Source organism: Actinopolyspora lacussalsi, from assembly GCA_030803735.1.
GTDB lineage: Bacteria > Actinomycetota > Actinomycetes > Mycobacteriales > Pseudonocardiaceae > Actinopolyspora > Actinopolyspora lacussalsi.
This window is the reverse complement of the sequence record JAURUC010000001.1, coordinates 4,306,220-4,329,475: the sequence shown is the minus strand read 5'-3', so window position 1 is coordinate 4,329,475 and position 23,256 is coordinate 4,306,220. Positions and strand designations below refer to the sequence as shown.

Sequence of the window (23,256 nt, the reverse complement as noted above, 5' to 3'; positions counted from 1 at the left end):
CCCGCTGCGCAGTGAGTGACCCCACACGAACGGGTAACCGGGGGACACTCGGCGCTGTCGCTCGGCGACGAGTCGTGAGGTCGGACGGGACGGAAAGCCCACCCGCCGTGACGAATCGAAGGGGTTTCGCAGCAGGTCACACAAAACGGAAATGCGGCGTGATCTCGCCCAATCCGGGAATACGGAAACAACCCCGCCGCGACCGACACGTCTTACGGGACAGCAAGAACCGGGCAACGACGAGCCCACCGCGACATGGTGGGAACGGGAGGTGACCTCAATGGTCCCGCACCGATCGAACAAACTCGGTACTCGCGTGCTGGCCGTGTCGACCACGCTGCTCGCGGGCGCGCTGCTCGGGGGATGCGGACAGCAACCGGCGAGCACGAACGGAGTAGCGGACTCGGCGGGCAACGCGTTGGAGCAACAGTCGGGTTCGGGTACCACGACACCGACGAGCGAGGCGACGGGTTCCGCGGGTGAGGACTCGGGTAACTCGGCCGCTCCGGCGGATCACCGGGAAGCGACGACGTCGACCGACACGGGAACGGGAAGTGGGAACGAGGATGCGGCTGGGACCGAGAACACGGCCACGAAGCAGAGTTCCGGGCCCTCGCGCTGCCACACTTCGATGATGGCGGCCTCGATGGAGGGCGGCCACCCCGGCGCGGGGCAGCGTTACGCGGAGCTGACGCTGCGCAACACCACCGGAAGGACCTGCACCGTGTACGGCTATCCCGGCCTGGAGTTCACCGGCTCCAACGGAGCGGCGCTGCCCACCGACGTGGAGTGGGGCGCGGATCCGGGACCGTCGAACGTGCGGCTCGCTCCCGGCGAGACCACCTCGACGACGCTGCACTGGGGAGTCGTTCCCAGTGGCAGCGGCTCCGGGGACGGCGACTGCGAACCACTGCCGTCGGCGCTGCGGGTGACTCCTCCCGACGAGACCGAGATGTTCCACCTGCGGTGGGACTACGGTCGAGTCTGCGGTAACGGGCACGTCAGCGCCACGGCGTTTCACTGAGCGGAGTTGGTGGCTGCCGGAACGTGTGCTGGGGTGATCGCATGATCGAGTCGAAGCGGTGGACACTTTCGGGCAACGAGGGCCGGTTGGCCGTGCACAGCTGGGTGGGCAACAAACCGGGCTGGATCGCGCTGTTCTCGCACGCCTACGCCGAGCACGCCGGACGTTATCGACGGCTGGCCGAGAAGCTGGCCGCTTCGCGGGCCGTGGTGTGCGCCCCCGACATGGCGGGACACGGCGAGTCCGAGGGCGAGGCCGGCGTGGTGGAGGACGTCGAACGCCTCGTGGCTGACCTGGAGACCCTCCGACTCCGGGCGACCGAGTGGTACCCGGGACTGCCCGTGGTGTCCATCGGGCACGGGCTCGGGGGCACGGTGGCGGTGCGGCACGCCCAGTCTTACCAGCAGCACCTGGTGGCGCTGGTGCTGTCGGCTCCGATTCTGGGAACCTTCAACGCGCTGGACCTGCTGGCGGACGAGCACATCCCGCGCACCCCGATCGATCCGGCGAGCCTCTCGCGGGATCCGGAGGTCGGTCAGGAGTACCTCGCGGATCCACTGGTCTATCACGGACCGTTTCCGCGCCACACGCTGACAGCCGTGGCGAAGATCCTGCGCACGATTCGGAGCGGCCCCGGCCTGGCCGTGCCCACGCTGTGGCTGCACGGCGAGGAGGACGAGCTGGTTCCGGAGGCCGACAGTCGGGAGGGCATGGAACAGCTGCGCGGCCCGGAGTTCCACGAGCACGGCTACGCGGGTGCCCGGCACGACCTGTTCCACGAGACCAACACCGAGGAAGTACTACACGATGTAGTGACTTTCATCGGGAGAGAACTAAATACCTGATTCCACCGCACGGGTGGAACTCCTGCCGAATGGTCACTCGAAAGCGTGAAGGGCGTCCTCGAACGGGTTGCGGGTGGATCCCGGTCCAGGCAGCGTGAGTTTTCGGAGCGCATCGCCGCTCCCGAACCACGACTCGGTACCCGACCGTACGATCGAGGCGGAGTCCATGAACGACGTGCCAGCCGCGCAGGACCTGATCGGAAACGAAGTCTACGACCGGGACGGATCGCGTATCGGACGTGTCGGCAACATCTACGTGGACGACGCGACGCACCGGCCGGAATGGATCACGGTGCGCTCCGGGCCGCTGGGAGTGCGGGAGAGCTTCGTACCGCTCGGCGAGGCCGCTGCCGCCGAGGGGGCGCTCAACCTCGATGTCTCCCGGGAGCAGGTGCGTACGGCTCCGCGCGTGGAGGCGGAGCACGGCCATCTCTCGGACGAGGACGGCAGACGGCTTCGTGAGCACTACGAACTCGCCGGTGCGACCGTTCCGGAACCGCGTGGTTCCTCTACACACGACACGGCCGCGCGGACACCGGAGCAGCGCGAGCCCCACTCCGGGCCCCGCGCGGTACCGACCGAGGCGATGACCACCTCGGAGTTCGGCAGACACCACCGACCGGAGTCGGAACCGCGACCGGGACACCTGATCCCCCGCCCCGAGGACGGTACGGGCGGCAAGCACCGCAAGGCCGACTGAACCGGTTCTTCCGGGCGATTCGCCGGTGCGACGTCAACGCATCGGACGATCGACAGCACCGCGGCGGGGAGCGGGACAATGTCGGACGTGACCGCTTATGAGTCCGGCATGGAACTGCTGATCACCGTGGTGGTGGCCGCCGAGGACGAGGCGACGGCTCGTGATGCCTGCGCCGGCGTGGTCGAGCTCCTCGACGGCCGTGTGGTCCGAACGACCGACTGCTCCGACGAGGAGCCGGGCTGCCGTTCGGTGACGATCAGTCGGAAAACCGCCGATCCGAGCACGGGTAACCCCTCGGCGACCCTGGCACGGGCGGTGCGGAACACACTGCACACGCTCGGCAGTGGATTCACCGGAAGCCGGGTCTCCTGCGAACCGCCGAGCGCGTGGACGGTCGTGGACGCTCCGGAGCTGGTCGGCGAACTGGTCCCCGGGGGCGAACGCGTGCTGCTGGAGGCGTGGCAGACCGGTTCCACCGCCCCGGACACCGGCGCCGGCGCACCGGACACCTCCGATCGCTCCCCGCGTCAGGGCAATCGGCGCCCCGGTTGATCCCGAGCATAGAACCGGTGTGGCCCGTCGAACCGACCCGGCCTCTCGAACCGACCCGGCCCGTCGAACGAGTACGGCCGGGACCGTGGTCGGCTTCGCGTGCATGTCTCACACGGACACGCCCGGTGGCCACCTGAGGACGGCCGGGCGCACACGGAGCGCTAACTTGGTGATCGACATCGGTGTTCGGCCAGGACGACCGAACGTTCGGCAAGGGGCATCCGACAACGACCATCCCGGAGGGGGCTCGAAACAGATGGCAGGTGTGGAAGAGGTTCGTGCGGGGATCGCACTCGCCAACCAGAAGGCATCGGAGAGTGTGGCCGCGTTACAACAGGCCACCCTCTCGCTGGAGGAGGCGCAGCAGGCACTGGCGACGGCCACGCAGGGCAGTGGGCAGGAGGAGATCCAGCACGCCTACGGAATGCTGGCCGAGGCGGCGCAGAGCCTCAACGGCATCCAGGGCACCATCAACGCCAGCATCACCTCGGCAGAGAACTACGCGGGACGGCTCTGACACCGTGTCGGCACTCGAAGAGCTCCAGCAGGCACTGCGGACGGTATCGGATCACCTCGAACAGGCCCAGCGGCAGCTGGTGACCTCGCGTACCGCGCTGCACCAGGCGGAGTCGGCGCTGCGACGGATGGATCCGGACAACCCGGAAACCGTGGTGCCGCAGGGGATGCACCGCGCCGACGATCAGATCGAACGCACCCTGTCCACCGTGGAACAGGTGGACGAAACCGTTCGCAGGTTCGTCACCGGTTTGTAACGCCCTCCGTGCTGTGGCGTGTCCGCACGTGTCGAACGACGGTCGCGGACACGCCGGGTTCGGCAGTCCGCTGCCGCTCCCGACTCCGAGAGCGCTCGCGACGCGGAACGAGCGTTCCGGCGTTGACGAACGTCCCGAGTGGAACTTCCCGAAAGAGAGGTGGCTCGGGACTCCGCCACGGCGGGCGGGCATCACCCGACATACCTACGAGGAACGGGTCACACTGCCGAGCGGACGGTGTGATCAGTGGTACTTTGCTTACGGTCAGTGATGCGAGTACCGAGGTGGAGTGTGCGTAAACGCAACGAACGGCGCGGCGCCATTCAGGCAGCCTTCGATCGGCTGAGCGCCACCGCCGCCACGGCTCGCGGAGCGGCTGCCAACGAACTCGCGCGTGTCCGGGCGGAAAGCGCCAAACGGGAACACGCGCTGCGCATCGCGCGGCACGGGGTTACGGCCGCCGCACGCGATCCGGGGGAACTGGAGGGTTCGGAACAGGTCGAGTTCCGCCGCGCCCTGGAGGAAGCGGTCGAGGAACGTACCGAGGTGTTCTCCGAGTGGACCGCGCGTGGCCCGGAACAGCTCGGCGAGCTGGTCGCCGAGGCCGCTCCCGGCACCGCCGCTGCGCCGTGGCGGGAATGGCTCGGCAGCATCGGCACGGCGGACGCCCGGGTCGCCGCCCCCACGCTGTGGCGTTTCGGCACCGCTCACGCGCCGGACGCTCCGGAAGCGGCCGAATTCCCGGCGGCCATTCCGCTGCTCGACGAGTCGCACCTGCGGATCACCTGCCGCTCCGGAACGTTGGAAAGCGCCACGAGGGACACCGCGGAATCGCTGGTGCAGAACCTGCTGCTGCGCATGCTGTCCTACTACGAACCCGGCTTGGTCCGGGTGCACGTCTGGGACACCGCACGGCTGACGGGCACGTTGCCCGGGCTGTTCCCGCTGACCCGTTCCGGACTGCTCACCGCGCACGATCCGACCAGACTGGACGACCTGCTGGAGGAGTTGGCCGAGCACATCCGCCGAATCCACACCACCGCGCTGCTCGGCGGTCACACCTCGCTGAAATCGCTGGCCGCCGAGACGGGTCACCGCGGTGAACCCTGGCGGGTGGCGGTGCTCTTCGGGGACGGCGAACCGCTCAAGGAGGAGCAGCAACAGCAGCTGCAGCGTGTGGCGCGCAACGGGCTCGCCTGCGGAATTCAGCTGATCGTGGTGGATCTGCCGATGACGGTCAACAACGCGCTGGAATCGGTGACGCTGCTCGCCCCCGATCTGGCGCGCAGCAGCATGACCGGGCCGCACCTGGCGATCCGCCCGGACGAGGTGCCGCCCCGGGAGCGCGTGAGCAGGGCCTGTTCCGCGATCTCGGAGACGTTCCAGTCCAGGCGTGCCCGGGTGCGCACCTTCGACGACCTGCTCCCCGAACAGCTGTGGACGCAGGACTCCACTACCGACCTGTCGGCCCCGGTGGGATTCTTCGAGGGTGAACCGGTGCGGATCTCACTCGGCGACACCAGCCCGCACACGCTGATCGGTGGGCCGAGCGGTTCGGGGAAGACGAACTTCCTGTACGGCATGCTCGGCAGTCTGGCCGCGCGGTACAGCCCGGACGAGCTGGAGATGTACCTGCTCGACTTCAAGGAAGGCGTGTCGTTCGCGCAATTCACTCCCGGGAACCGGGATCCGAGTTGGCTGCCGCACGCCCGGCTGGTGGGGGTCAACGTCAACACCGACCGCGAGTTCGGCTTGGCGCTACTGCGTTTCCTCGCCACGGAGATGCGTAGGCGGGCCGACGCCGCCAAGGAGCAGGAAGTCACCAAGCTGGAGGAGCTGCGGCAGCGGGACCCGAAGGGAAGATGGCCACGCATAGTGGCGGTGATCGACGAGTTCCAGTACCTGTTCGCCGAACGCGACGCGGTCTCCAGCCAGGCCGCCACGCTGTTGGAGGACGTCGCGCGTCGGGGGCGCTCCCAGGGTATTCACCTGGTGCTGGCCAGTCAGGACGTTTCCGGTATCGAGGCGTTCTGGGGAAAGCCCGCCATTTTCGAGCAGTTCATCCTCCGGGTGGCGCTGCCGAAGGCACGCCGGGTGCTGGTGGACAACAACACCACCGCCCTGGAGCTGCCCCGCTGGCACGCGGTGATCAACCACGAGTCCGGCGTGAAGCACGGCAACGAGGTGGTCCGCGTGCCGGACGCGACCGCTTCGGAAACGTTCGACTCGCTGCAGCACCGGCTCTGGGAACGGCACCTCTGGGAGACCGGCAGGCGCAACGCTCTCCCACCCCGGTTGTTCGACGGTTCGCACCTGCCCGGCCTGATCGGCACGTCGGACTTCGACGAGCTGCGTCCGGTGGCGACACGTCGGCCGAGGGTGCTGCTGGGGCAGGTGATCGATGTGCGGGGCACGGCCGCGGCGTTGTCGTTCGAGCGCTCCCCGGGGCGGAACCTGGCCGTGCTGGGATCGGCCCACGCGGACGCCACGGCGGTGCTGGGGACGAGCGCGCTCTCCCTCGGGCGGCAGTTCTCCCCCGGCAGGGCCGAGTTCACGATCGCGACGCTGACCGAGGACACGTCCGAGGACGCGTGGGCCGTCGCGAGCGCCCTGCGCGATGCCGGGCACACGGTCACTTTCATCGGCCCCGGCGAACTCGGTGAGACGCTGCGGGGACTGTCCGATCTGGTCGACGAGCGCAGCGGGTCCGGTGGGGCGGGGTCGGAGACCGTGCCGCACTACCTGCTGTACTACGCGGTGGACGCCGCGCAGTCGATACTGGAGCGCAAGGACCCGGAGAGCAGGGTCAGCGGACTGGACCAGCTGCGCAAGACGCTCAAGCAGGGTCCGGAGTGCGGGGTGCACACCATCGGCTGGTGGCGCAGCGCCCAACGGCTGCGCAACGCGCTGGGCATGGGACCCACCGACGACGTCGGGGCCTGGGTGGCGTTCGACGTGCAGGGCCAGGAGCTCGCGCCGTTGGCGGCCGGGCAGCTGATCACGTGGTCACCCCGGGTGCATCGCGGCCTGTTCTTCGACCGTTCGGTGCACTCGCATCCCGAGGTGATCCTGCCGTTCGACCTCTCCGAAGCGGTGGACGGTTCCACCGGGGAGCCGGAGGAGGTCACGGCGGAGCCGAACAATCTTCCCAGGCCGCGGGGACCGGAAACGCTTTCGTCCAACATCTCCGGGGAAGATACGACCGATGACTGAGGCAGCGGGTGGTTCCGGGGTTCCCGAGGAACGGCACGGTACGGATACCGAGCGCTACAAGGAGATCGCCGCGCTGGCCACCGACGCGGTGGAGCGGCTGCACGAGCTCGAACGCGATCGTGTCGAACGGCTGGAGCGGGAGCTGAGCGGTGAGCGCGACCTCGTCGAGCAGGCCGAGCAGCAGCAGGAGGAGGTCGAGGAAGGGGTCCGGCTGCGGTGGAACGCCGCCATGGAGGCGCTGTGGGAGGAACGCTGGCTGCGCGTGACGCAGCTGCCCGCGCCGGACACCACGGCCGAGCCCGCCGTTGCCGAGGACGCGATCAGATCCGTGCAGCGGGCCTATCTGGACCTCTACGGGGAGCTGGAGCAGGGGCGCTGGTCCGCGCCGAACTGGATCCCAACCGGCTGGATCAGCCGCCGGGAGCGGTAGGCCCGATCCGGTTTCGGGGAGCGCGCAGCACACGATCACGCTCCCCTGCCTCGACCGGCTGACGCCCGTGACTTCCACTCAGGTGCACTCCGCTGCTGCGAGGGTGATCGCGTCGCGGTCGAACCACACCAGTCTCGACCGGATGCGGGTACCGAAACGGAAGTTGGGCAACGCCGCTTCCGGACTTCGCAGGCTCATCCGCACGTCCCCTTCCACTGTCACTATCTCGGCCCTTTCGTCGAAGGCCATTCCCCAAGCCGCCACCCGGCCGTCGACCCGCTCGCCGTATTCCTGGACGATCGCGAACACGTGGGGAGCGTGGTCCGCGACAATCCCTCGCAGCAGCTCGGTGAATCGTGGCTCGTCGCAGAGCGATGGCAGTCCCGACGGATCGGGAACCAGGGTGTCCAGCCAGTCGGCCTGCTCCTGCCGCTGCGACCTCCCGTCTTCGGTGGCCCACTGCTGCGCGTGGTTCCGTGATTCGTTCGCTTCGATCGACTGGTGGTTCATGGTCATCCGACCTTTCGAGATCGCGCTTCGGGATTGACGGAGTTCCGACTGCCGATCAGAGGCACTCGCCTCACTGGAGCCGGGACAAGGCAACTTCGGATGGATGCGCTTCGTGATCTAACTTTCACCCTCAGGTAGCGTATCCATGTTGAAAATAATGCCGTGCATTATGCATAGCATGAAATCCATCAGTTGGGTGAAGATACGAGCTGCTCATCTCCACACCGGAAGGAGTCAACGTGCGGCCAACGGTTCGCAGTCGCCGACTCGGCAACAGACTGAAGAGCTACCGGACCTCGAACGGCCTGTCTGGTACCGAGCTGGCTGATCGTGTCGGTATCCACCAGGCCACGTGGTCGAAGATCGAGGCGGGCAAGGCGAAGCTGTCGCCACCCGTGCTCGCGGCGACCGCCGAGGCATTGCGCATCCCAGAAGAGGTCGTGACCCAGCTGGACACTCTTCGCAGGAAAGCCGAAGAACCAGGCTGGTGGCAGGACTACGGCGACATCCTCTCCGAAGCCGTACAACTACTCATCGAGCTGGAAGCCGACGCATCCTGGATAAGGACCTACGAAGGCGACCTCGTGCCAGGTCTGCTGCAGACCCGCGAATACGCCGAACGAGTGATCACAGCGGTGTCCCCACACATCCGGGTAGCCGACATCGATCGCTACCTGGAGCTAAGGATGCGACGTCAACAGCGTCTTTCCGATGGGGTGCGCCTGACGGCTGTCCTCGGCGAAGCCGCGATTCGCCAACGTATCGGCGGACGCGAAGTCATGCGGGAACAGCTCCGCCACATCGAAAGGATGGTCGAAACCCACGACGTCACCATCCAGATCGTCCCGTTCGCCGCGGACGCCCACGCCGCGCTCGGTGAATCCTTCGCGATCATTCAGTGGCCCGACGAGACGACCACTCCCGAGGCCGTTTATGCTGATGGCGTGACTTCCTGGACCGTACACGAGCGCGACGGCGTGATACGTAGCTATCTGCACGCCCTGGCCTCTGTACAGAGTCAGGCTCTCTCACCCCGCGAATCACTGGATCTCGTCCACAGCGCATTCGAGGAGCTGTCTTGAGCAACGCCCCACGGACCGGATTACCGAGTCAGCGATGGCGAAAAAGCAGCTACAGCACCGGAACCGGGAACTGCGTGGAGATCGCGTCCTCACCCGAGGGCTTCCGACTGGTACGAGACACCAAGGACAGGGAGCGTGGCCCACTCGCACTGGATACCGGAAGCTGGCGGGCTTTCATCGACACCGTGAGAACCGGGCGCTTGGACCGCTGATCCCGAGCGGAGAACACTACCTCCGCTGACGACACCTAGAGCAGCGGGTCACCGGTAACCACGTTGCCCAGGGCCATACCTCCATCCCCAATGAGACTCACCGCAGGATCGTTGGCGGATACCATAGCTGGGCCTATCGATCCCGAGGACGCGATCAGATCCGTGCAGCGGGCCTATCTGGACCTCTACGGGGAGCTGGAGCAGGGGCGCTGGTCCGCGCCGAACTGGATCCCAACCGGCTGGCTCAGCCGCCGGGAACGCAAGGACTGATCGACCTCGCGAGCCCGGGGAACGAGCTCGCGTTCCCCGGGGCCACGGTTCCTCTTCCGGAAGAGGTCTTGCCGCACGGCCGACCGCGGATACCGCCTCCGAACCAGCAGCTGCCGAGTACACGATCGGATCGGTAACGACTTTCCCGGGAGGCCGCCGTGTCGGATGCCCCGAAACACTCCGTCAGCGTGGCCGGTGTCGTGGTCGACGAGAACGAGCGAGTTCTGTTGATCCAACGACGCGACAACGGCCGGTGGGAAGCACCGGGTGGCGTTCTCGAACTCGACGAAACCCTCGAGGACGGAGTAAAACGAGAAATCCTGGAAGAAACCGGCGTGTCGGTCGCGGTAGAACGCCTCAGCGGCAGCTACAAGAATCTTTCCCGTGGAATCATCGCTCTCGTGTTCCGCTGCCGCCCACTGTCGGGGAAGCCACGCGCCACCGACGAGAGCGTAGACGCCGGATGGTTCGAGCTTTCCGAAGCACTGGGACGGATGAGCGAGGTCTACGCGGTACGCGTCTCGGATGCCTTCGCCGCGACCCCAGCGGTCCGCAACCACGACGGTGTGACAGTGACCCAGTCGCTGCCGACCTGACCACCCCATCCAGGCGCCGTTGTTCGTAGTTTCACCACATATCTGTCCGGAACACTGATTCGGGCATACCACCCCGACCGACCGGTCGGTACGATCGCACCACGCGGGCTCGCCACATGGCGACACCCCGGCAGTACGGGTAAAATTACGGTACTAGTTAGTTCCGCATATGGAGGTTCTCGTGAGCGACTCATCCGTCCCGACCACGGGCGTGGAAATCCGGCTGGCATCCCGTCCGCAGGGGTGGCCCACCCACGACAACTTCGAGGTCGCGGAAGCACCCGTCCCCCAGCCGGAGCCGGGACAGCTTCTGGTGCGCAACAAGGTGATGAGCGTCGACCCCTACATGCGGGGCCGAATGAGCGCGGCCAAGTCCTACGTCGCCCCCTTCGAGGTCGGCAAGCCCCTGGACGGCGGCGCCGTCGGCGAGGTCGTGGTCAGCGCCTCGGAGAAGTTCGAGGCGGGCCAGCTCGTGCTGCACAGCCTCGGCTGGCGGGAGTACGCCCTGGTGGACGAGTCGCAGGCGACCACCGTCTCCGACGAGGCCCCGCCGAACGCCTACCTGAGCGTGCTCGGCATGCCCGGCCTGACGGCCTACGTGGGCCTGATGGACAAGGCCGAGTTCCAGGAGGGCGACACCGTGTTCGTCTCCGGCGCGGCGGGCGCCGTGGGCTCGCTGGTGGGGCAGCTCGCGAAGCTGAACGGTGCCAAGCGCGTGATCGGCAGTGCCGGTTCGGCCGAGAAGGTCCGCCACCTCACCGAGGACCTGGGCTTCGACGCGGCGTTCAACTACAAGGACGGCCCGGTGGCCGAGCAGCTGCGCGAGGCCGCTCCGGACGGCATCGACGTCTACTTCGACAACGTCGGTGGTGACCACCTGGAGGCCGCTATCGGCGCGATGAACGACTTCGGTCGTATCGCCGCCTGTGGTGCGATCTCGCAGTACAACGCCACCGAGGCGCAGCCCGGCCCGCGCAACATGTTCCAGTTCGTGACCAAGCGGCTGAGCATGCGGGGCTTCATCGTCAACGACAACGGTCACCGCAAACGGGACTTCTTCGAGCACGTCGCCCCACTGGTTCGGGAGGGCAAGCTGCACTACGAAGAGACCACGGTGGACGGGCTGCGCAACGCTCCCGAGGCGTTCCTCGGAGTGCTTCGCGGGGACAACACGGGCAAGATGATCGTCAACGTCCGATGATTCACAGCGGAATCCGCGTAACTGGTCGGGTGGCCCGCACATGAGTCGGCGCCCTGCTGTGTTGGTCCGGCTCCTGAACAGCGCCACACCGCCGGAACGGGACTGACGGGATCATGACCGAATCACCGAGCGGCACTTCCCCGCGCACCACGTCGTTGCACGCGGCCAGACGCGACGCGGAGCTCGCGGAGTTGGCAGCCGGGGCGCGTCCGGACGTGCTGGTCGTGGGCGGCGGGGTCACCGGCACCGCCGCCGCCCTCGACGCGGCTCGCCGAGGGCTGTCGGTCGCGCTGGTCGAGGCCGGGGACCTGGCGAACCACTGTCCACGGTGGTCCGACTTCCTGCCGGACGGTCGTCCCCGCGACGGCCGTCCGGCGGAACTCGCCCGGGCACGCCGCGATGCCGTGGAGCGCGAGGTGCTGCTGCGCACCACCGCTCCGCACCTGGTGCGTACGGTGCCGCTGCTCGTGCCGCTGCACAACGGAGTGCCGCGCGGCGCGGAGCTGGGGTTGCTGGCCCGATCGAACAGTGCGAACGCGATGCGCGTCGCGGCGGGCACTCCGGCGACAACGCTCCCGGCACCACGCCGAGTCCCCGCCGCCGAAGCACGCGCGCTGGCTCCCGGATTGTCCGTGCCGGGGTTGCGGGGCGGGCTGCTGGAGTTCGGGGGCCAGTTGCCGGACGAGGCGAGGCTGACGGTGGCACTGGCGCGTACTGCCGCCGGACTCGGCGCACGCGTGCTCACCAGGGTCCGTGCGACCCGACTGCACCGCGACGGGGCGGACGTGGTGGACCGGCTCGGGGACTCCGAGATCCGGTTGAAGGCCCGCGCCGTGATCAACGCGACCGGTCCGCGCTCGGCCGAGCTGGTCGACCGCCCGCCGCTGAGCGTCTTCCGCACGCCGGGGGTCGTGCTCGATGCCGCGGCCGTGGGGCTCACCGCGACCGGGCTGACCGCACCGACGGCCGATGACTCCGGGCAGGCCGTGCGGTGCGTCCCACAACCGGGGAACCGACTGCTGGTCACGGCAGGCAGCGTCGAACCCGACGGCACTCCCCCGGAAACCGCTGAACGACCGAAGCCGAGCGACTCCGAGGCGAGCGGGCTGCTCGCCGCAGCCGCCGAACTGCTCGGTCCGGCGGCGCGTGCCGCGGCTCCGCTGGACAGCCAGGTGGTGTCGCACGCGGCCCCTCGGCGAACCGGCGGCCGACTGGGGGCCTCGCGCGGGACAGGGGGCGCCACGTTGGAGGCACTGTCGGACTCCCGGAACCGGGAGCACCACGTACACACCTCACCCGCCGGGGTCATCAGCGTGCTGCGGGGTGCTCTCGCGCCGTACCGCACGGCCGCGGTCGAGGCCGTCGACAGGGCCGTGCGCGATTGCGGACTCCGCGCCGGGAACAGCCGCACGGCGAAGACACCGCTGGTAGGGGCAGCGGACCGGGGGAAACTCGCCGAACTGGGTGCGGAGCGACGGCTGATCGACCGCTACGGCACCGAGGCCGAACGCGTGTCGGCGATGACCGAGCTCGACCCGGCGCTGGGAGAATCGGTCGTCCCCGAGCTCTCGACCAGCGCCGCCGAGGTGGTGTGGGCCGTACGGCACGAGGGAGCGATGAACGCGGCCGACGTGCTCGACCGCAGAATGCCGCCCGGACTGTCTTCCGAGGTCCGGGCGAGGGCACTTTCCCGGGTGGCCGACCTGGTGACCAGGGCGCTGCGCGGGGTGTACCACTGATCCGGGCCGCCACCCGGCCCGGCGATTTCGCGAGAAACCGACACCGCGCTGCGCTGGATGGCCTCGCGAAGCGTCATCCAGAGGAGTGAGCTATCTCGCGAGACCTGTATTGCTGAGTTCACCGTTGCCATCCTCGTAGCGGGAGGAAACTCCTGTGAGCCTTGGACCCCGCCTGCGAGCGGGGTCTTCGTGCGTCCGGAGCGTTTCGAACCTCGGAGTCCCACACGCGTCGTGGCGCTCTCCCCTGGCCTCGCCGGGACCGGGCCTTCCCGACCGGTAACGGAGCGACGCGAAAGCTCCCAACCGCCGCGCTTCCACCGATAGGGTGAAGATTCGAACCGAACTCGCGTGTGGTGCGTAGTCACGTTCGGAGGACACCGGTGCGCGGCGCACAGCACGACACGCGTGACTGACGGCGGAACACCGTCGTCAACGACAACCGAAGGAGAATTCCGTGCCCGAAGGCGCGCTGGAGATCGACCGGATCTCCAAACGCTACGGGGACGTCGTGGCCCTCGACGAAATGTCACTCACCGTGCGAAGCGGGGAGATGCTGGGGTTCGTCGGCAGCAACGGCGCCGGGAAAACCACCACCATGCGGATCGCGCTGGGTGTGCTCGCGGCGGACTCGGGGCAGGTGCGCTACGACGACGCGCCCGTCGACCGGATGACACGCAGGCGGATCGGCTACATGCCGGAGGAACGCGGGCTCTACCCGAAGATGAAGGTGCTGGAACAGCTGCGGTACCTGGGCGAGCTGCACGGCATGGAACGCGCGGCGGCCGACCGCGCCGCGAACCGGTGGACCGAACGGCTGGAGCTGTCCGAACGCCGCGATGACCAGCTGCAGAAACTCAGCCTGGGAAACCAGCAGCGGGTGCAGCTGGCCGCCGCCCTGATCCACGACCCGGCCGTCCTGATCCTCGACGAGCCCTTCTCCGGCCTGGACCCCGTGGCCGTCGAAGTGATGAGCACCGTGCTGCTTGAGATGCGCGACCGCGGTGTGCCGGTGGTGTTCTCCAGTCACCAGCTCGAACTGGTGCAGCGACTGTGCGACCGGGTGGGCATCGTGCGCCGCGGCAGAATGATCGCCGACGGCACCGTCGAGGAACTGCGGTCCAGCGGCCCGGTGCGGTTGAACGTGCACGCGCCGGAAGCACCGGGCGACTGGGCGGAAGGGCTGCCCGGCGTGAGCGTCGTGAGCAGCGAGAACGGACACACCACACTGCGGCTCGACGACACGGCCGACGACCAGCGGGTGCTGCGTGCCGCGCTGGAGACCGGCCCGGTGCACGAGTTCAGCAGAACCCGTCCCAGCCTGACCGAACTGTTCCGCGACGCCGTAACCGAGGAGCCCGACGAGTGAAACGGACACTGCACACCGTATGGCTGGTCGCCCGGCGCGAACTGCAGACCAGGGTGCGAACCCGGGCGTTCGTACTGGGAACGCTGTTCATGGCACTGCTGGTGCTGGCGTTCCCGGTGGTGACGCTCTTCGCTGGCGCTTCGAACGCACCCGAGGACGACCTGAGTGCCTCGGACAGCACGACTCGGCTGGGGATCACCCAGTCCGCGAACGGGCTGGCCGAACCGCTGGAACGGAAGGCGGGGGTGGACCGGCCCGCCATCAGCGTCCGGAAGGTCGCCGACACCGAGACGGGTAAGAACCTGGTGCGCGAGGGCGAACTCGACGGGGTGGTCGCGGGAACCCCCACCGCTCCGGAGCTGTTCGTGGAAGAGCACGTCTTCCCGAACCTGGAAAGAGCGCTCACCACGATCACCTACAACAACCAGCTCGACGCCGAGATGTCGGACGCGGGCCTGGATCCCCGGGAGGTGCGCGACCGGGCCGGTCAGGGCGAAGTGGCGATCATCTCCATGGGGGGCTCGCAGGACGCGGCGGACGGACCGATGGCCGGGATCTCCGACGCGGAGAAGGCCCAGCGACTGATCATCGCGATGATCTCGACCTTCCTGCTGTACATGTTCCTGATCATGACCGGCCAGATGATCTCGCAGGGCGTCGTGGAGGAGAAGTCCAGCAGGGTCGTGGAGGTGTTGCTGGCTACCATCCGCAGCACCGAGCTGATGGCCGGAAAGATCGTCGGGATCGGGATCACCGGGCTGATCCAGTTCGCGGTGATCGGGGTGCTCGGATTCGCCGCTGCCACCGTCACAGCCGTACTGACCCTGCCCACCTTCACCGTGGCGGGACTGCTCGGTTGGGCGGTGCTGTGGTTCCTGCTCGGCTTCACGCTCTACGCGACGATGCTCGCGGCGGCTTCCTCGCTGGTCTCGCGGCAGGAGGATCTGCAGAGCGTGATAACCCCGGTGATCATGCTACTGATCGTCCCGTTCTTCGTCGGGGTGTCGGTACTGCCGACCAATCCCGACGGCACCGCCGGGACGGTGCTTTCGATGATTCCCGGCTTCTCGCCCATGCTGATGCCGATGCGGCTCGCGCTCGGCGGTGTGCCGCTGTGGCAGGGGGCGCTCTCGGTGGTGCTCTCGCTGGTGGCGAGCGCGGCCGTGCTGTGGCTGGGCGGCCGGATCTACTCGAACGCGGTGCTGCGCACCGGAGCCAGGGTTCGGCTCAAGGACGCGCTGCGGGCTTCCTGATGCGCTCCTGAGAGGCGTGTTCGCGGGCACGAACGAGCGAACGGGCCGCTCGACCATCCGAGCGGCCCGTTCGGTGCACCGGAGCGCAACAGGATTCCGAGAAGGATTCAGCGCTCGTTCATCGGCACGTAGGCACGCTGTGCCTGGCCGGTGTAGACCTGACGCGGCCTGCTGATCTTGCGGGCGGGGTCGTCCAGCATCTCGCGCCAGTGAGCGATCCAGCCCGGCAGCCGCCCGAGGGCGAACAGCACGGTGAAGAACTTGGTGGGAAAGCCCATGGCCTTGTAGATCAGGCCGGTGTAGAAGTCCACGTTCGGGTAGAGGTTGCGCTCGATGAAGTAGTCGTCGGAGAGCGCGCGCTCCTCCAGCTTGAGCGCGATGTCCAGCAGCGGATCGTTGGAGCCGAGCTTTTCCAGCACCTCGTCGGCCGTCTTCTTGATGATCCGGGCACGCGGATCGTAGTTCTTGTAGACGCGGTGCCCGAAGCCCATGAGCTTGACGCCGGGTTCCTTGTTCTTCACCCGGGACACGAAGGAGTCGACGTCTCCGCCGTCGGCGCGGATCCCCTCCAGCATGTCCAGCACCGCGCTGTTGGCGCCGCCGTGCAGCGGCCCGAACAGGGCGTTGATACCGGCCGAGATGCTGGCGAACAGATTCGCCTCGGAGGAGCCGACCATCCGAACGGTCGAGGTGGAGCAGTTCTGCTCGTGATCCGCGTGCAGGATGAACAGCAGGTCCAGCGCACGGGCCATGGTCGGATCTACCTCGTACGGCTCCGCTGGGAAACCGAACGTCATCCGCAGGAAGTTCTCCACCAGCCCGAGCGAGTTGTCGGGGTAGAGGAACGGCTGACCGGCCGACTTCTTGTACGCGTAGGCCGCGATCGTCGGCAGCTTGGCGAGCAACCGGTGGGTGGACAGCTCGACCTGCTGCCGGTCGAACGGATTCAGGCTGTCCTGGTAGAAGGTGGACAGCGCCGAGACCGCCGAGGAGAGCACCGGCATGGGGTGCGCGTCCCTGGGGAACCCGTCGAAGAACTTGCGCAGGTCCTCGTGCAGCAGTGTGTGCCTGCGGACCCGGTCGGCGAAGTCCTCGTACTGCTCCGCGGTGGGCAGCTCACCGTAGATCAGCAGATAGCTGACCTCGACGAAGTTCGACTTGTCCGCGAGCTCCTCGATGGGATAGCCCCGGTAGCGCAGAATCCCGGCATCGCCGTCGATGTATGTGATGTCGGATTCGCAGGCCGCGGTGTTGACGAAACCCGGATCGAGCGTCACCAAACCGGTTTTGGCCATCAACTTGTCCAAATTGACACCGGGCGCGCCTTCGGTGGGAGCGGTCACGCCCATTTCGTGCTCGCCGGCGTCGTAGCGCAGCGCGACGGTGCGTTTGGCGGTCGCGTCGTCGGGCATTCTCCGAACCTCTCGCGCTCAGTCTGGGGGGTACTGCCGCCGACCAGCGGTACGTCCGACGCCCGAGGCGCCGGGGTCACCCGTTCCCGATCGAGCGCACACGCCGGCCGGGATCACTCCGAACCGCCGCAGCACCACCCCATTGGGGTCCTGTCAGTAGTCACGCTAGACCGCGAAAGGCCTCTCACGCAGCAACGGTGTCAGCTGAAACGGGAAGGTGGGACCACGATCACACCCGTTGTTCATCCCGCCGAAGCGCACACGTCACACCCCGAGTTGTCGGCATCACAGCCCGGTTCGCGGGGAGGGGCAGGTGGGAGAGGCCGACCGCCCGAAGGGTGGCGCGGGAGCTCGTGCCGGAAGATCGACCACTGATCGACAACCAAACCCTCGAAAAGTGACCGAGGTCACTATTTTTTTCGGGGCTACGACGCTCACTCGTTCGAGTTAATCAACACTCTTTCGGGCTAACGGACCACTTCTACGCACCACAGCAAGGCCCACAAACACCCGGAAACACCACCGCGAGGGCCTCGCCTCGGAGAACACCCGACAACACGCCATCGCCCGAACACGAAACGTGATACTAGCCGGACAACATGCTACGAATATTTTTCACGAAAGTGTTTCACAAACACCTGGTGTGTTCACCTGACACGAAGAGTATTGATCACTTTGCACTTCCGTGTGACAGACAAACCCCGGAAACACCACTAACTTCTTCATCGCGGCCGCAACATGAAAAACAATCGCCAAATTGAGCAAAGGAAAGCAACGTGGTCATTATTCAGTCGCTGATCGACCTCCTCGTGAACATCGACGTGCTCTGAAGCGAGGACTCCCGTCGACGATCGGCACGCCAGAAGTGGCTGTGCCGGTTCCACAGGTGAGTGAGGGGCACCCCGGCTCCCAAGGGGTGCCCCTCTTTCACGTCTGTCCGAGGATCGCCGCCTCACCGGCTACCAAGTGGCTCGTTTTGCGGAACCTCTGGCACGGCTCTCGCTCGGGTAGGCCCGAGACATCGGGTAGCGACCTACACGACGTCGGGCCTTCCTCGCGAGAGCCGCACCGGAGAACCCGCGGCGGTGCCGATCGCGAGGGTGCTCGGGGCTAGGCCTACGGGCGTGGTGGGAGCTCGGCACTGCGCCGCAGGGGCGCCAATTTCTCGCGAAATCGCCGCGCCGGCCGTCGATACACGGTTCAGAGTTCGGAGGCGTAGGGCGGTTCGGCCCCCTGGCGGGAGACCGTGACCCCGGCCGCGGCTGCCGCGAAGTTCAGCGCGGCGGTCCAGTCCGCCGCCGAAAGCCCGCGCACCGCGGCAGCGGACAACGCCCCGGCACTGCGCAACCAGCACAGCAGCGCGGCCTGAATGGTGTCCCCCGCCCCGATCGTGTCCACAACCGACGTCTCGGAGGCGGCCACCTCGACGAGCCCGCCGTCCGCGGTCAACACCGCCATCCCGTCGGCGCCCCTGGTCAGCACCACCGCTGCCGGACCACGGCCGAGCCAGTCCCGTAACGCCTCGAACAGCTCCGGCGATTCGACCGCCGACTCCGAGCCGGCCAGCCACGCGGCGTCCTCGACCGAGAGCTTCAACAGGTCCACCGCGGACAACCAGTTCAGGAAACGTCGCCGGTAGGCATCCGGGTCCTCGATCAGATCCGCCCGGATGTTCGGATCGAGCGCTGTGAACCGCCCCCGTTCGGATTCCCGGAACAGCACCCGCTCGTGCACCGAGGCTCCCGGCTCCAGAACCATCGCCAGCGTCCCGAAGGAGAGCGCCTCGACCTCCGGGGGCAGCTCGCCGGGGTCCGCGACGAGCGGCGCGGCGGTGCCCTCGGTGTGGAAGCCGTACCGAGCGGATCCCCGCTCGTCCAGCTCCACCACCGCGAGCGTGGTCGGCTCCGCCCCCACCTGCACCTCGGTGGTGTCGGCACCGGCTTCGTGGAGCCGCTTCAGCAGTTCGACACCGAACCGGTCACTGGACAACCGGGTGAACATTCCCACCGGAGTCGCCAGCCTGCCCAGCGCGATGGCGACGTTGTAGGGACCGCCACCGAGTCGGGGATGCAACGGTGCGAGCTCGCCCCCACGTGCTTCACCGGGAACCAGATCGACCAGGGCCTCACCGCAGATGAGAATCAACTTTCCTCCGTACCGTGTTCTTCCGTGCTCCGCGCCGGATCGGTCTCCGAGGCGGACAACCCTCCCACCAGGAAGTCCGAGAGCGCGTCGAAAGCCGCCGCGTCGGAAAGCCCCGTCCGCTCGGAGATCTCACCACGTTGGATGGCCGAGAGCGTGAGTCCGACCATCTCGGCCACCAGCGCGGAGTCGACCTCGCGGAAGACACCCGTCCGCACCCCTTCGTGCACGTCCTGTCGAATCCGGTCGGCGGCCGCCCTCGCGTTGGACTCGTAACTGGCTCGGGTCGCCGGGTTGCTCGCCATGTCCGCGATGAACCGCCTGCTAGCGGGGGCCAACTCGGCCGCTGCCGCCTTGAGGTACGTGCGCATCCGGGAACGCGGGTCGGTGCACTCGGCGACTCGTCGCTCGATGTTTCCAGTGGCTCGTTTGAAGAAGTGCCCCACCACGCGCACGGCGAGCTGTTCCTTGCTGTGCGCCAGCGTGTAAAGGGTGGACTTGGAGCAGTGCATGCGTCCGGCCAGCTCGTCCAGGGTGAAGTGCGCGAAGCCCTCGGCCAGGAACAGCTCGCACAGCCGGTCCAGCAGTTCCGCCCGACGGGCCCGCACAGCCGGGGTTCGGGCGGTGTCACACGGCTCGTGAGCGGTTTCCGCCGGACGGGAATGAGTCATCGTTCGAGGCTGCCACAGGCGGGGGGATGAACCGTCCCTCGGGACGGCAACAGGTCGAAACCGGTTTCGCCGAGTACTCGACAGCAGTACTATACGCCATCAACAGTACTCTATTAAGTCCTTGAGTACTCAACAGAGTACTACAAGGCGCGACATCCGGGGTCTTTGATGCCAGTCGAACGAATTCTCGCCACCACCGAGGCAACCGACCTGCTCAACCTCACGAGGGACATGGCCCGGAACGAACTGGCGCCGGAGGCGGCGCGCGCGGAGGAGAACGAGAGCTTCCCCCGCGACAAGTTCGAGCTGCTCGGCGAAGCCGGGTTGCTGAGCCTGCCGTACCCGGAGGAGTACGGCGGGGCGAACCAGCCCTATGAGACCTACCTCCAGGTGCTGGAGGAGATCAGCAGCGCGTGGATGACCGTTGGAGTCGGCCTGTCGGTGCACACCATGTCCTGCTACCCGCTGGTCGAGTTCGGCACGGACGAGCAGCGCGAACGCTGGCTCGGCGAGATGCTCGGCGGCCACACCCTGGGCGCCTACGCGCTGTCCGAACCACAGGCCGGTTCGGACGCGGCCGCCCTGCGAACCCGCGCGGAACGGAACGGTGCCGAGTACGCGGTCAACGGCACCAAGTGCTGGATCACCCACGGCGGGGTGGCCGACTTCTACACCCTGCTGACCAGAACCTCGGACACGGAGATCAGCTGCCTGCTGGTCGACGGGAACACGCCGGGGCTCAAAGCCGGGAAACCGGAACACAAGATGGGGCTGACCGGCTCGCCCACCACGGAACTCGTCCTCGACGACGCCCGGGTCGCGGAGCAGCGGCTCGTCGGTGGCGAGGGCAACGGACTGCGCATCGCGCTGCGCGCGCTCGATTCCGGGAGGCTGGGAATCGCGGCCTGCGCCGTGGGGCTGGCACAGGCGGCGCTCGACCTGGCGGTGGACTACGCGCGGCAGCGCACGCAGTTCGGCCGGTCGATCATCGACTTCCAAGGGATCGAGTTCATGATCGCCGACATGGAAGCCGCCGTGCAGTCGGCACGGGCGACCTACCTGGACGCGGCACGGCGCCGCGACGCGGGTCGATCCTTCGGTAGGCAGGCCTCGGTGTCCAAGCTGGTCGCGACGGACGCCGCCATGAAGGTCACCACCGACGCCGTGCAGGTGTTGGGAGGTGCCGGCTACACCAGTGACTTCCCCGCGGAACGCTACATGCGCGAAGCGAAGGTGTTACAGATATTCGAGGGAACCAACCAGATCCAGCGGATGGTGATCGGCCGCGAGCTGGCGAAGACGTGAACCGAGTCCCGGACCGGCCTGGCGACAGTACCCGCCGCACTCGCCGCACACCTCGCCACCGGAGACGGATCGGACGCACTCGCACGTGCACACCCGCGGGCACCCGATGGTTCGCGGACTACCGGGCACCTCAGCCGATGGGGCGGAGGCCCCAACGCGCCGACCAGGTCTGCCCCCGTTCCAGCACGATCAGGTCGGTCCCTGAGTTCAACGCGTCGGGCGGGCAGGTCATCGGCTCCACCGCGACCGCCCTGCCACGCTCCGGGAAGTCGGCCGCCGTGTAGACCTGTACCCAGCCGAAAACCGGATCGGCCCACAGCTGCACGCCGTGACCGGTGGAATCGGTCAACGAGTGCCGCACCAGCCCCGCCGGATCGTCCGGCAGCGGTGCGGCCCCGCCGAAAGCGGTGTCCAACCACACCCCGGCGAGCTTCTTGCCGGTACGAAGATCCTGCTCCTCGCCCTCCAGCCTGCGGGGCGGTCGATCGGGCAGCATCCGTTCGGGATCGATCGGCAGCACGCTGGAGGCGGACAGCCGCAGGGTGCACTCGTCGGTGGCCGCGTTGCCCGCCCGCGGGTAGGGATGCACCCCGACCCCGAAGGGAACGGGACGTGAACCGAGGTTCTCCACGGTGTGCCGCACCGTCAGCCCGTGGTCGTCGACGGAGTACTCCACCGCCGTCAGCAGCGGAACCGGCCAGCCGGGCTGTGCCGGGATCATCGCGTGCAGCACCACGGCGGCGGAGGTGTGCTCCCCCACGGTCCAGGGAGTGTGCCGCAGCAGGCCGTGGATGGCGTTGTGCCGATCCGGCTCGGTCAGCGCGAGCTGCTGCGGTTCGCCCTCCAGGTTCCAGCGGCCGTCGGCGACGCGATTCGGCCACGGCACCAGTACTGTCCCGGCGGCTCCGGGCGGTAGTCGGTCGGCCTCGTAGGTCTCGCTGTAGGGGACCCCGTCGACCTCGAAAGTACGCAGCGCGGCCCCCACCTCGGTGATTACCGCCCGCACGCCACCGTGAACGATCTCGAACTGGTGACCTGTAGCCGGGATGTGTTCGTTCACACGACCACTGTATGTCTTAGCCGATCAATCCCGTTAACCGTGCTGTCACCTTGATCAACCGAATCCTCCGCTCGGGCCACCCGACGACGTGTCGGGCACCGCGCGAGGAGAACGCCCGGAGCGAGAAACCCGCGTGAGGTTCCGCCACCCGAGCGCCCTGCCGGAGAAGGACCGAGAACACCGACACCCGCGTCAGGGCGCGAGCCGCCGCACCTTCCAGGTGTCGTCCTCGCGGACGAACCGCAGCCGATCGTGCAACCTGTCCGGTTGTCCCTGCCAGAACTCCACGTACTCCGGCCGGATGCGCCACCCGCCCCAGTGCGGCGGAACCGGAACCCGCTCGGAATCGGAGAACCTACGTTCGATACCGGTCAGTTTGGATTCCAGCGCGGCACGCCCGGAGACCACACAGGACTGCGGCGAGGCCCACGCGCCGAGTTGCGAACCACGGGGACGGTGGACCCAGTAGTCGGTGGTCTCCTCCTGCTTGACCTTCTCGACCGTGCCGCGCACGTTCACCTGTCGCTGCAGCGACAGCCAGGGGAAGGTAGCCGCGGCCACCCGGGTGGCGCCGAGATCGTGACTCTTGGCCGAGGTGTAGTTGGTGAAGAACACCAGGCCACGTTCGTCGATCCCCTTGCACAGCACCGTGCGCGAAGAAGGCATCCCCGAGGCGTCCGCCGTTGCCAGCACCATCGCGTTCGGTTCCGCCAGTTCCGCCCGCACCGCTTCGTCGAACCACTGTCGAAGCTGCTCGTGCCAGGTGGTGGCAAGCGACGACTCCTGAAGCGGCTCGGCATCGTAGGACACGCGCATCCCGGACAACGTGGCCTTTGCCTGCGACATCCATTCCTCCTGACTAGACCGACGTCTCAAGCGACGCCACCGCTGGGTCAAATG

Annotated in this window: 23 protein-coding genes; 17 read left to right on the top strand and 6 right to left on the bottom strand. The window is 67.5% G+C overall.

What is annotated here, in order from left to right:
* Positions 1 to 280 precede the first annotated feature (280 nt).
* The 8 genes from J2S53_RS19245 (at position 281) to J2S53_RS19210 (ending at position 7,537) form a co-directional block, all read left to right on the top strand.
* Positions 281 to 1,024 (top strand): DUF4232 domain-containing protein, encoded by a 744-nt coding sequence (locus J2S53_RS19245; protein ID WP_456242153.1) that lies wholly within the window; start codon positions 281 to 283, stop codon positions 1,022 to 1,024.
* A 41-nt stretch (positions 1,025 to 1,065) separates the two neighbouring features.
* The gene (locus tag J2S53_RS19240; RefSeq protein WP_456242152.1) at positions 1,066 to 1,869 is read left to right on the top strand and encodes an alpha/beta fold hydrolase; all 804 of its coding nucleotides are present in this window, start codon (positions 1,066 to 1,068) and stop codon (positions 1,867 to 1,869) included.
* A gap of 166 nt (positions 1,870 to 2,035) precedes the next feature.
* The gene (locus J2S53_RS19235; RefSeq protein WP_456242151.1) at positions 2,036 to 2,569 is read left to right on the top strand and encodes a PRC-barrel domain-containing protein; all 534 of its coding nucleotides are present in this window, start codon (positions 2,036 to 2,038) and stop codon (positions 2,567 to 2,569) included.
* Between the two features lie 78 nt (positions 2,570 to 2,647).
* Positions 2,648 to 3,121, top strand: coding sequence for a hypothetical protein (locus J2S53_RS19230; RefSeq protein ID WP_456242150.1), 474 nt, complete (start codon positions 2,648 to 2,650; stop codon positions 3,119 to 3,121).
* A 256-nt stretch (positions 3,122 to 3,377) separates the two neighbouring features.
* Positions 3,378 to 3,638, top strand: coding sequence for a hypothetical protein (locus J2S53_RS19225; RefSeq protein WP_043575913.1), 261 nt, complete (start codon positions 3,378 to 3,380; stop codon positions 3,636 to 3,638).
* A 4-nt stretch (positions 3,639 to 3,642) separates the two neighbouring features.
* The gene (locus J2S53_RS19220) at positions 3,643 to 3,894 is read left to right on the top strand and encodes a hypothetical protein (protein ID WP_092974306.1); all 252 of its coding nucleotides are present in this window, start codon (positions 3,643 to 3,645) and stop codon (positions 3,892 to 3,894) included.
* A gap of 291 nt (positions 3,895 to 4,185) precedes the next feature.
* On the top strand, positions 4,186 to 7,107 hold the full coding sequence (locus tag J2S53_RS19215) for an FtsK/SpoIIIE domain-containing protein (protein ID WP_456242149.1): 2,922 nt from the start codon (positions 4,186 to 4,188) through the stop codon (positions 7,105 to 7,107).
* Positions 7,100 to 7,537 carry a hypothetical protein gene (locus tag J2S53_RS19210; protein ID WP_456242148.1) on the top strand — a complete coding sequence of 146 codons (438 nt, stop codon included), beginning with the start codon at positions 7,100 to 7,102 and terminating at the stop codon, positions 7,535 to 7,537. The genes J2S53_RS19215 and J2S53_RS19210 overlap by 8 nt, the downstream gene beginning before the upstream one ends.
* A gap of 78 nt (positions 7,538 to 7,615) precedes the next feature.
* On the opposite strand, the gene J2S53_RS19205 is transcribed toward J2S53_RS19210, so the two are convergent.
* A complete protein-coding gene (locus J2S53_RS19205; RefSeq protein WP_456242147.1) occupies positions 7,616 to 8,053 on the bottom strand; it encodes a hypothetical protein in 438 nt (145 codons plus the stop codon).
* A gap of 233 nt (positions 8,054 to 8,286) precedes the next feature.
* Between J2S53_RS19205 and J2S53_RS19200 the strand changes: the two genes are divergently transcribed.
* The 8 genes from J2S53_RS19200 (at position 8,287) to J2S53_RS19165 (ending at position 15,766) form a co-directional block, all read left to right on the top strand.
* Positions 8,287 to 9,129: a helix-turn-helix domain-containing protein gene (locus tag J2S53_RS19200; protein ID WP_456242146.1), complete on the top strand. Its 843-nt coding sequence runs from the start codon at positions 8,287 to 8,289 to the stop codon at positions 9,127 to 9,129.
* Positions 9,126 to 9,341 (top strand): DUF397 domain-containing protein, encoded by a 216-nt coding sequence (locus J2S53_RS19195; RefSeq protein ID WP_456242145.1) that lies wholly within the window; start codon positions 9,126 to 9,128, stop codon positions 9,339 to 9,341. The genes J2S53_RS19200 and J2S53_RS19195 overlap by 4 nt, the downstream gene beginning before the upstream one ends.
* 111 nt (positions 9,342 to 9,452) lie before the next feature.
* Positions 9,453 to 9,611: a hypothetical protein gene (locus J2S53_RS19190; RefSeq protein WP_456242144.1), complete on the top strand. Its 159-nt coding sequence runs from the start codon at positions 9,453 to 9,455 to the stop codon at positions 9,609 to 9,611.
* 158 nt (positions 9,612 to 9,769) lie between these two features.
* The gene (locus tag J2S53_RS19185) at positions 9,770 to 10,207 is read left to right on the top strand and encodes an NUDIX hydrolase (RefSeq protein ID WP_456242143.1); all 438 of its coding nucleotides are present in this window, start codon (positions 9,770 to 9,772) and stop codon (positions 10,205 to 10,207) included.
* A gap of 169 nt (positions 10,208 to 10,376) precedes the next feature.
* The gene (locus J2S53_RS19180) at positions 10,377 to 11,408 is read left to right on the top strand and encodes an NADP-dependent oxidoreductase (RefSeq protein WP_456242142.1); all 1,032 of its coding nucleotides are present in this window, start codon (positions 10,377 to 10,379) and stop codon (positions 11,406 to 11,408) included.
* Between the two features lie 113 nt (positions 11,409 to 11,521).
* Positions 11,522 to 13,147 (top strand): FAD-dependent oxidoreductase, encoded by a 1,626-nt coding sequence (locus tag J2S53_RS19175; protein WP_456242141.1) that lies wholly within the window; start codon positions 11,522 to 11,524, stop codon positions 13,145 to 13,147.
* Positions 13,148 to 13,601: 454 nt separating this feature from the next.
* Positions 13,602 to 14,513, top strand: a complete 912-nt coding sequence (locus tag J2S53_RS19170; protein ID WP_456242140.1) for an ABC transporter ATP-binding protein — start codon at positions 13,602 to 13,604, stop codon at positions 14,511 to 14,513.
* The gene (locus tag J2S53_RS19165) at positions 14,510 to 15,766 is read left to right on the top strand and encodes an ABC transporter permease (protein WP_456242139.1); all 1,257 of its coding nucleotides are present in this window, start codon (positions 14,510 to 14,512) and stop codon (positions 15,764 to 15,766) included. The genes J2S53_RS19170 and J2S53_RS19165 overlap by 4 nt, the downstream gene beginning before the upstream one ends.
* 107 nt (positions 15,767 to 15,873) lie before the next feature.
* Here J2S53_RS19165 and J2S53_RS19160 read toward each other — a convergent pair whose 3' ends face one another.
* From J2S53_RS19160 to J2S53_RS19150, 3 genes are all read right to left on the bottom strand, one after another.
* Positions 15,874 to 17,178, bottom strand: a complete 1,305-nt coding sequence (locus J2S53_RS19160) for a citrate synthase (protein WP_092628874.1) — start codon at positions 17,176 to 17,178, stop codon at positions 15,874 to 15,876.
* Positions 17,179 to 18,378: 1,200 nt separating this feature from the next.
* Positions 18,379 to 19,323 (bottom strand): carbohydrate kinase family protein, encoded by a 945-nt coding sequence (locus tag J2S53_RS19155; protein WP_456242138.1) that lies wholly within the window; start codon positions 19,321 to 19,323, stop codon positions 18,379 to 18,381.
* Positions 19,320 to 19,991, bottom strand: coding sequence for a TetR/AcrR family transcriptional regulator (locus J2S53_RS19150; RefSeq protein WP_130469051.1), 672 nt, complete (start codon positions 19,989 to 19,991; stop codon positions 19,320 to 19,322). The genes J2S53_RS19155 and J2S53_RS19150 overlap by 4 nt, the downstream gene beginning before the upstream one ends.
* Before the next feature lie 168 nt (positions 19,992 to 20,159).
* Here J2S53_RS19150 and J2S53_RS19145 point away from each other — a divergent pair, with 168 nt between their 5' ends.
* On the top strand, positions 20,160 to 21,296 hold the full coding sequence (locus J2S53_RS19145) for an acyl-CoA dehydrogenase family protein (protein WP_456242137.1): 1,137 nt from the start codon (positions 20,160 to 20,162) through the stop codon (positions 21,294 to 21,296).
* Between the two features lie 130 nt (positions 21,297 to 21,426).
* Here J2S53_RS19145 and J2S53_RS19140 read toward each other — a convergent pair whose 3' ends face one another.
* Together J2S53_RS19140 and pdxH are read right to left on the bottom strand one after the other, a co-directional pair.
* The gene (locus J2S53_RS19140; RefSeq protein ID WP_456242136.1) at positions 21,427 to 22,356 is read right to left on the bottom strand and encodes an aldose 1-epimerase family protein; all 930 of its coding nucleotides are present in this window, start codon (positions 22,354 to 22,356) and stop codon (positions 21,427 to 21,429) included.
* 192 nt (positions 22,357 to 22,548) lie between these two features.
* A complete protein-coding gene (gene pdxH / locus J2S53_RS19135; RefSeq protein ID WP_092974260.1) occupies positions 22,549 to 23,202 on the bottom strand; it encodes a pyridoxamine 5'-phosphate oxidase in 654 nt (217 codons plus the stop codon).
* Between the last annotated feature and the right edge of the window lie 54 nt (positions 23,203 to 23,256).

Bases quoted from the DNA above. Each gene is read 5' to 3' on its own strand.
- J2S53_RS19245 (WP_456242153.1), top strand. From the start codon at position 281: ATGGTCCCGCACCGATCGAACAAACTCGGTACTCGCGTGCTGGCCGTG.
- J2S53_RS19240 (WP_456242152.1), top strand. From the start codon at position 1,066: ATGATCGAGTCGAAGCGGTGGACACTTTCGGGCAACGAGGGCCGGTTG.
- J2S53_RS19235 (WP_456242151.1), top strand. From the start codon at position 2,036: ATGAACGACGTGCCAGCCGCGCAGGACCTGATCGGAAACGAAGTCTAC.
- J2S53_RS19230 (WP_456242150.1), top strand. From the start codon at position 2,648: ATGTCGGACGTGACCGCTTATGAGTCCGGCATGGAACTGCTGATCACC.
- J2S53_RS19225 (WP_043575913.1), top strand. From the start codon at position 3,378: ATGGCAGGTGTGGAAGAGGTTCGTGCGGGGATCGCACTCGCCAACCAG.
- J2S53_RS19210 (WP_456242148.1), top strand. From the start codon at position 7,100: ATGACTGAGGCAGCGGGTGGTTCCGGGGTTCCCGAGGAACGGCACGGT.
- J2S53_RS19205 (WP_456242147.1), bottom strand. From the start codon at position 8,053: ATGACCATGAACCACCAGTCGATCGAAGCGAACGAATCACGGAACCAC.
- J2S53_RS19180 (WP_456242142.1), top strand. From the start codon at position 10,377: ATGGAGGTTCTCGTGAGCGACTCATCCGTCCCGACCACGGGCGTGGAA.
- J2S53_RS19175 (WP_456242141.1), top strand. From the start codon at position 11,522: ATGACCGAATCACCGAGCGGCACTTCCCCGCGCACCACGTCGTTGCAC.
- J2S53_RS19160 (WP_092628874.1), bottom strand. From the start codon at position 17,178: ATGCCCGACGACGCGACCGCCAAACGCACCGTCGCGCTGCGCTACGAC.
- J2S53_RS19150 (WP_130469051.1), bottom strand. From the start codon at position 19,991: ATGACTCATTCCCGTCCGGCGGAAACCGCTCACGAGCCGTGTGACACC.
- J2S53_RS19145 (WP_456242137.1), top strand. From the start codon at position 20,160: ATGCCAGTCGAACGAATTCTCGCCACCACCGAGGCAACCGACCTGCTC.
- pdxH (WP_092974260.1), bottom strand. From the start codon at position 23,202: ATGTCGCAGGCAAAGGCCACGTTGTCCGGGATGCGCGTGTCCTACGAT.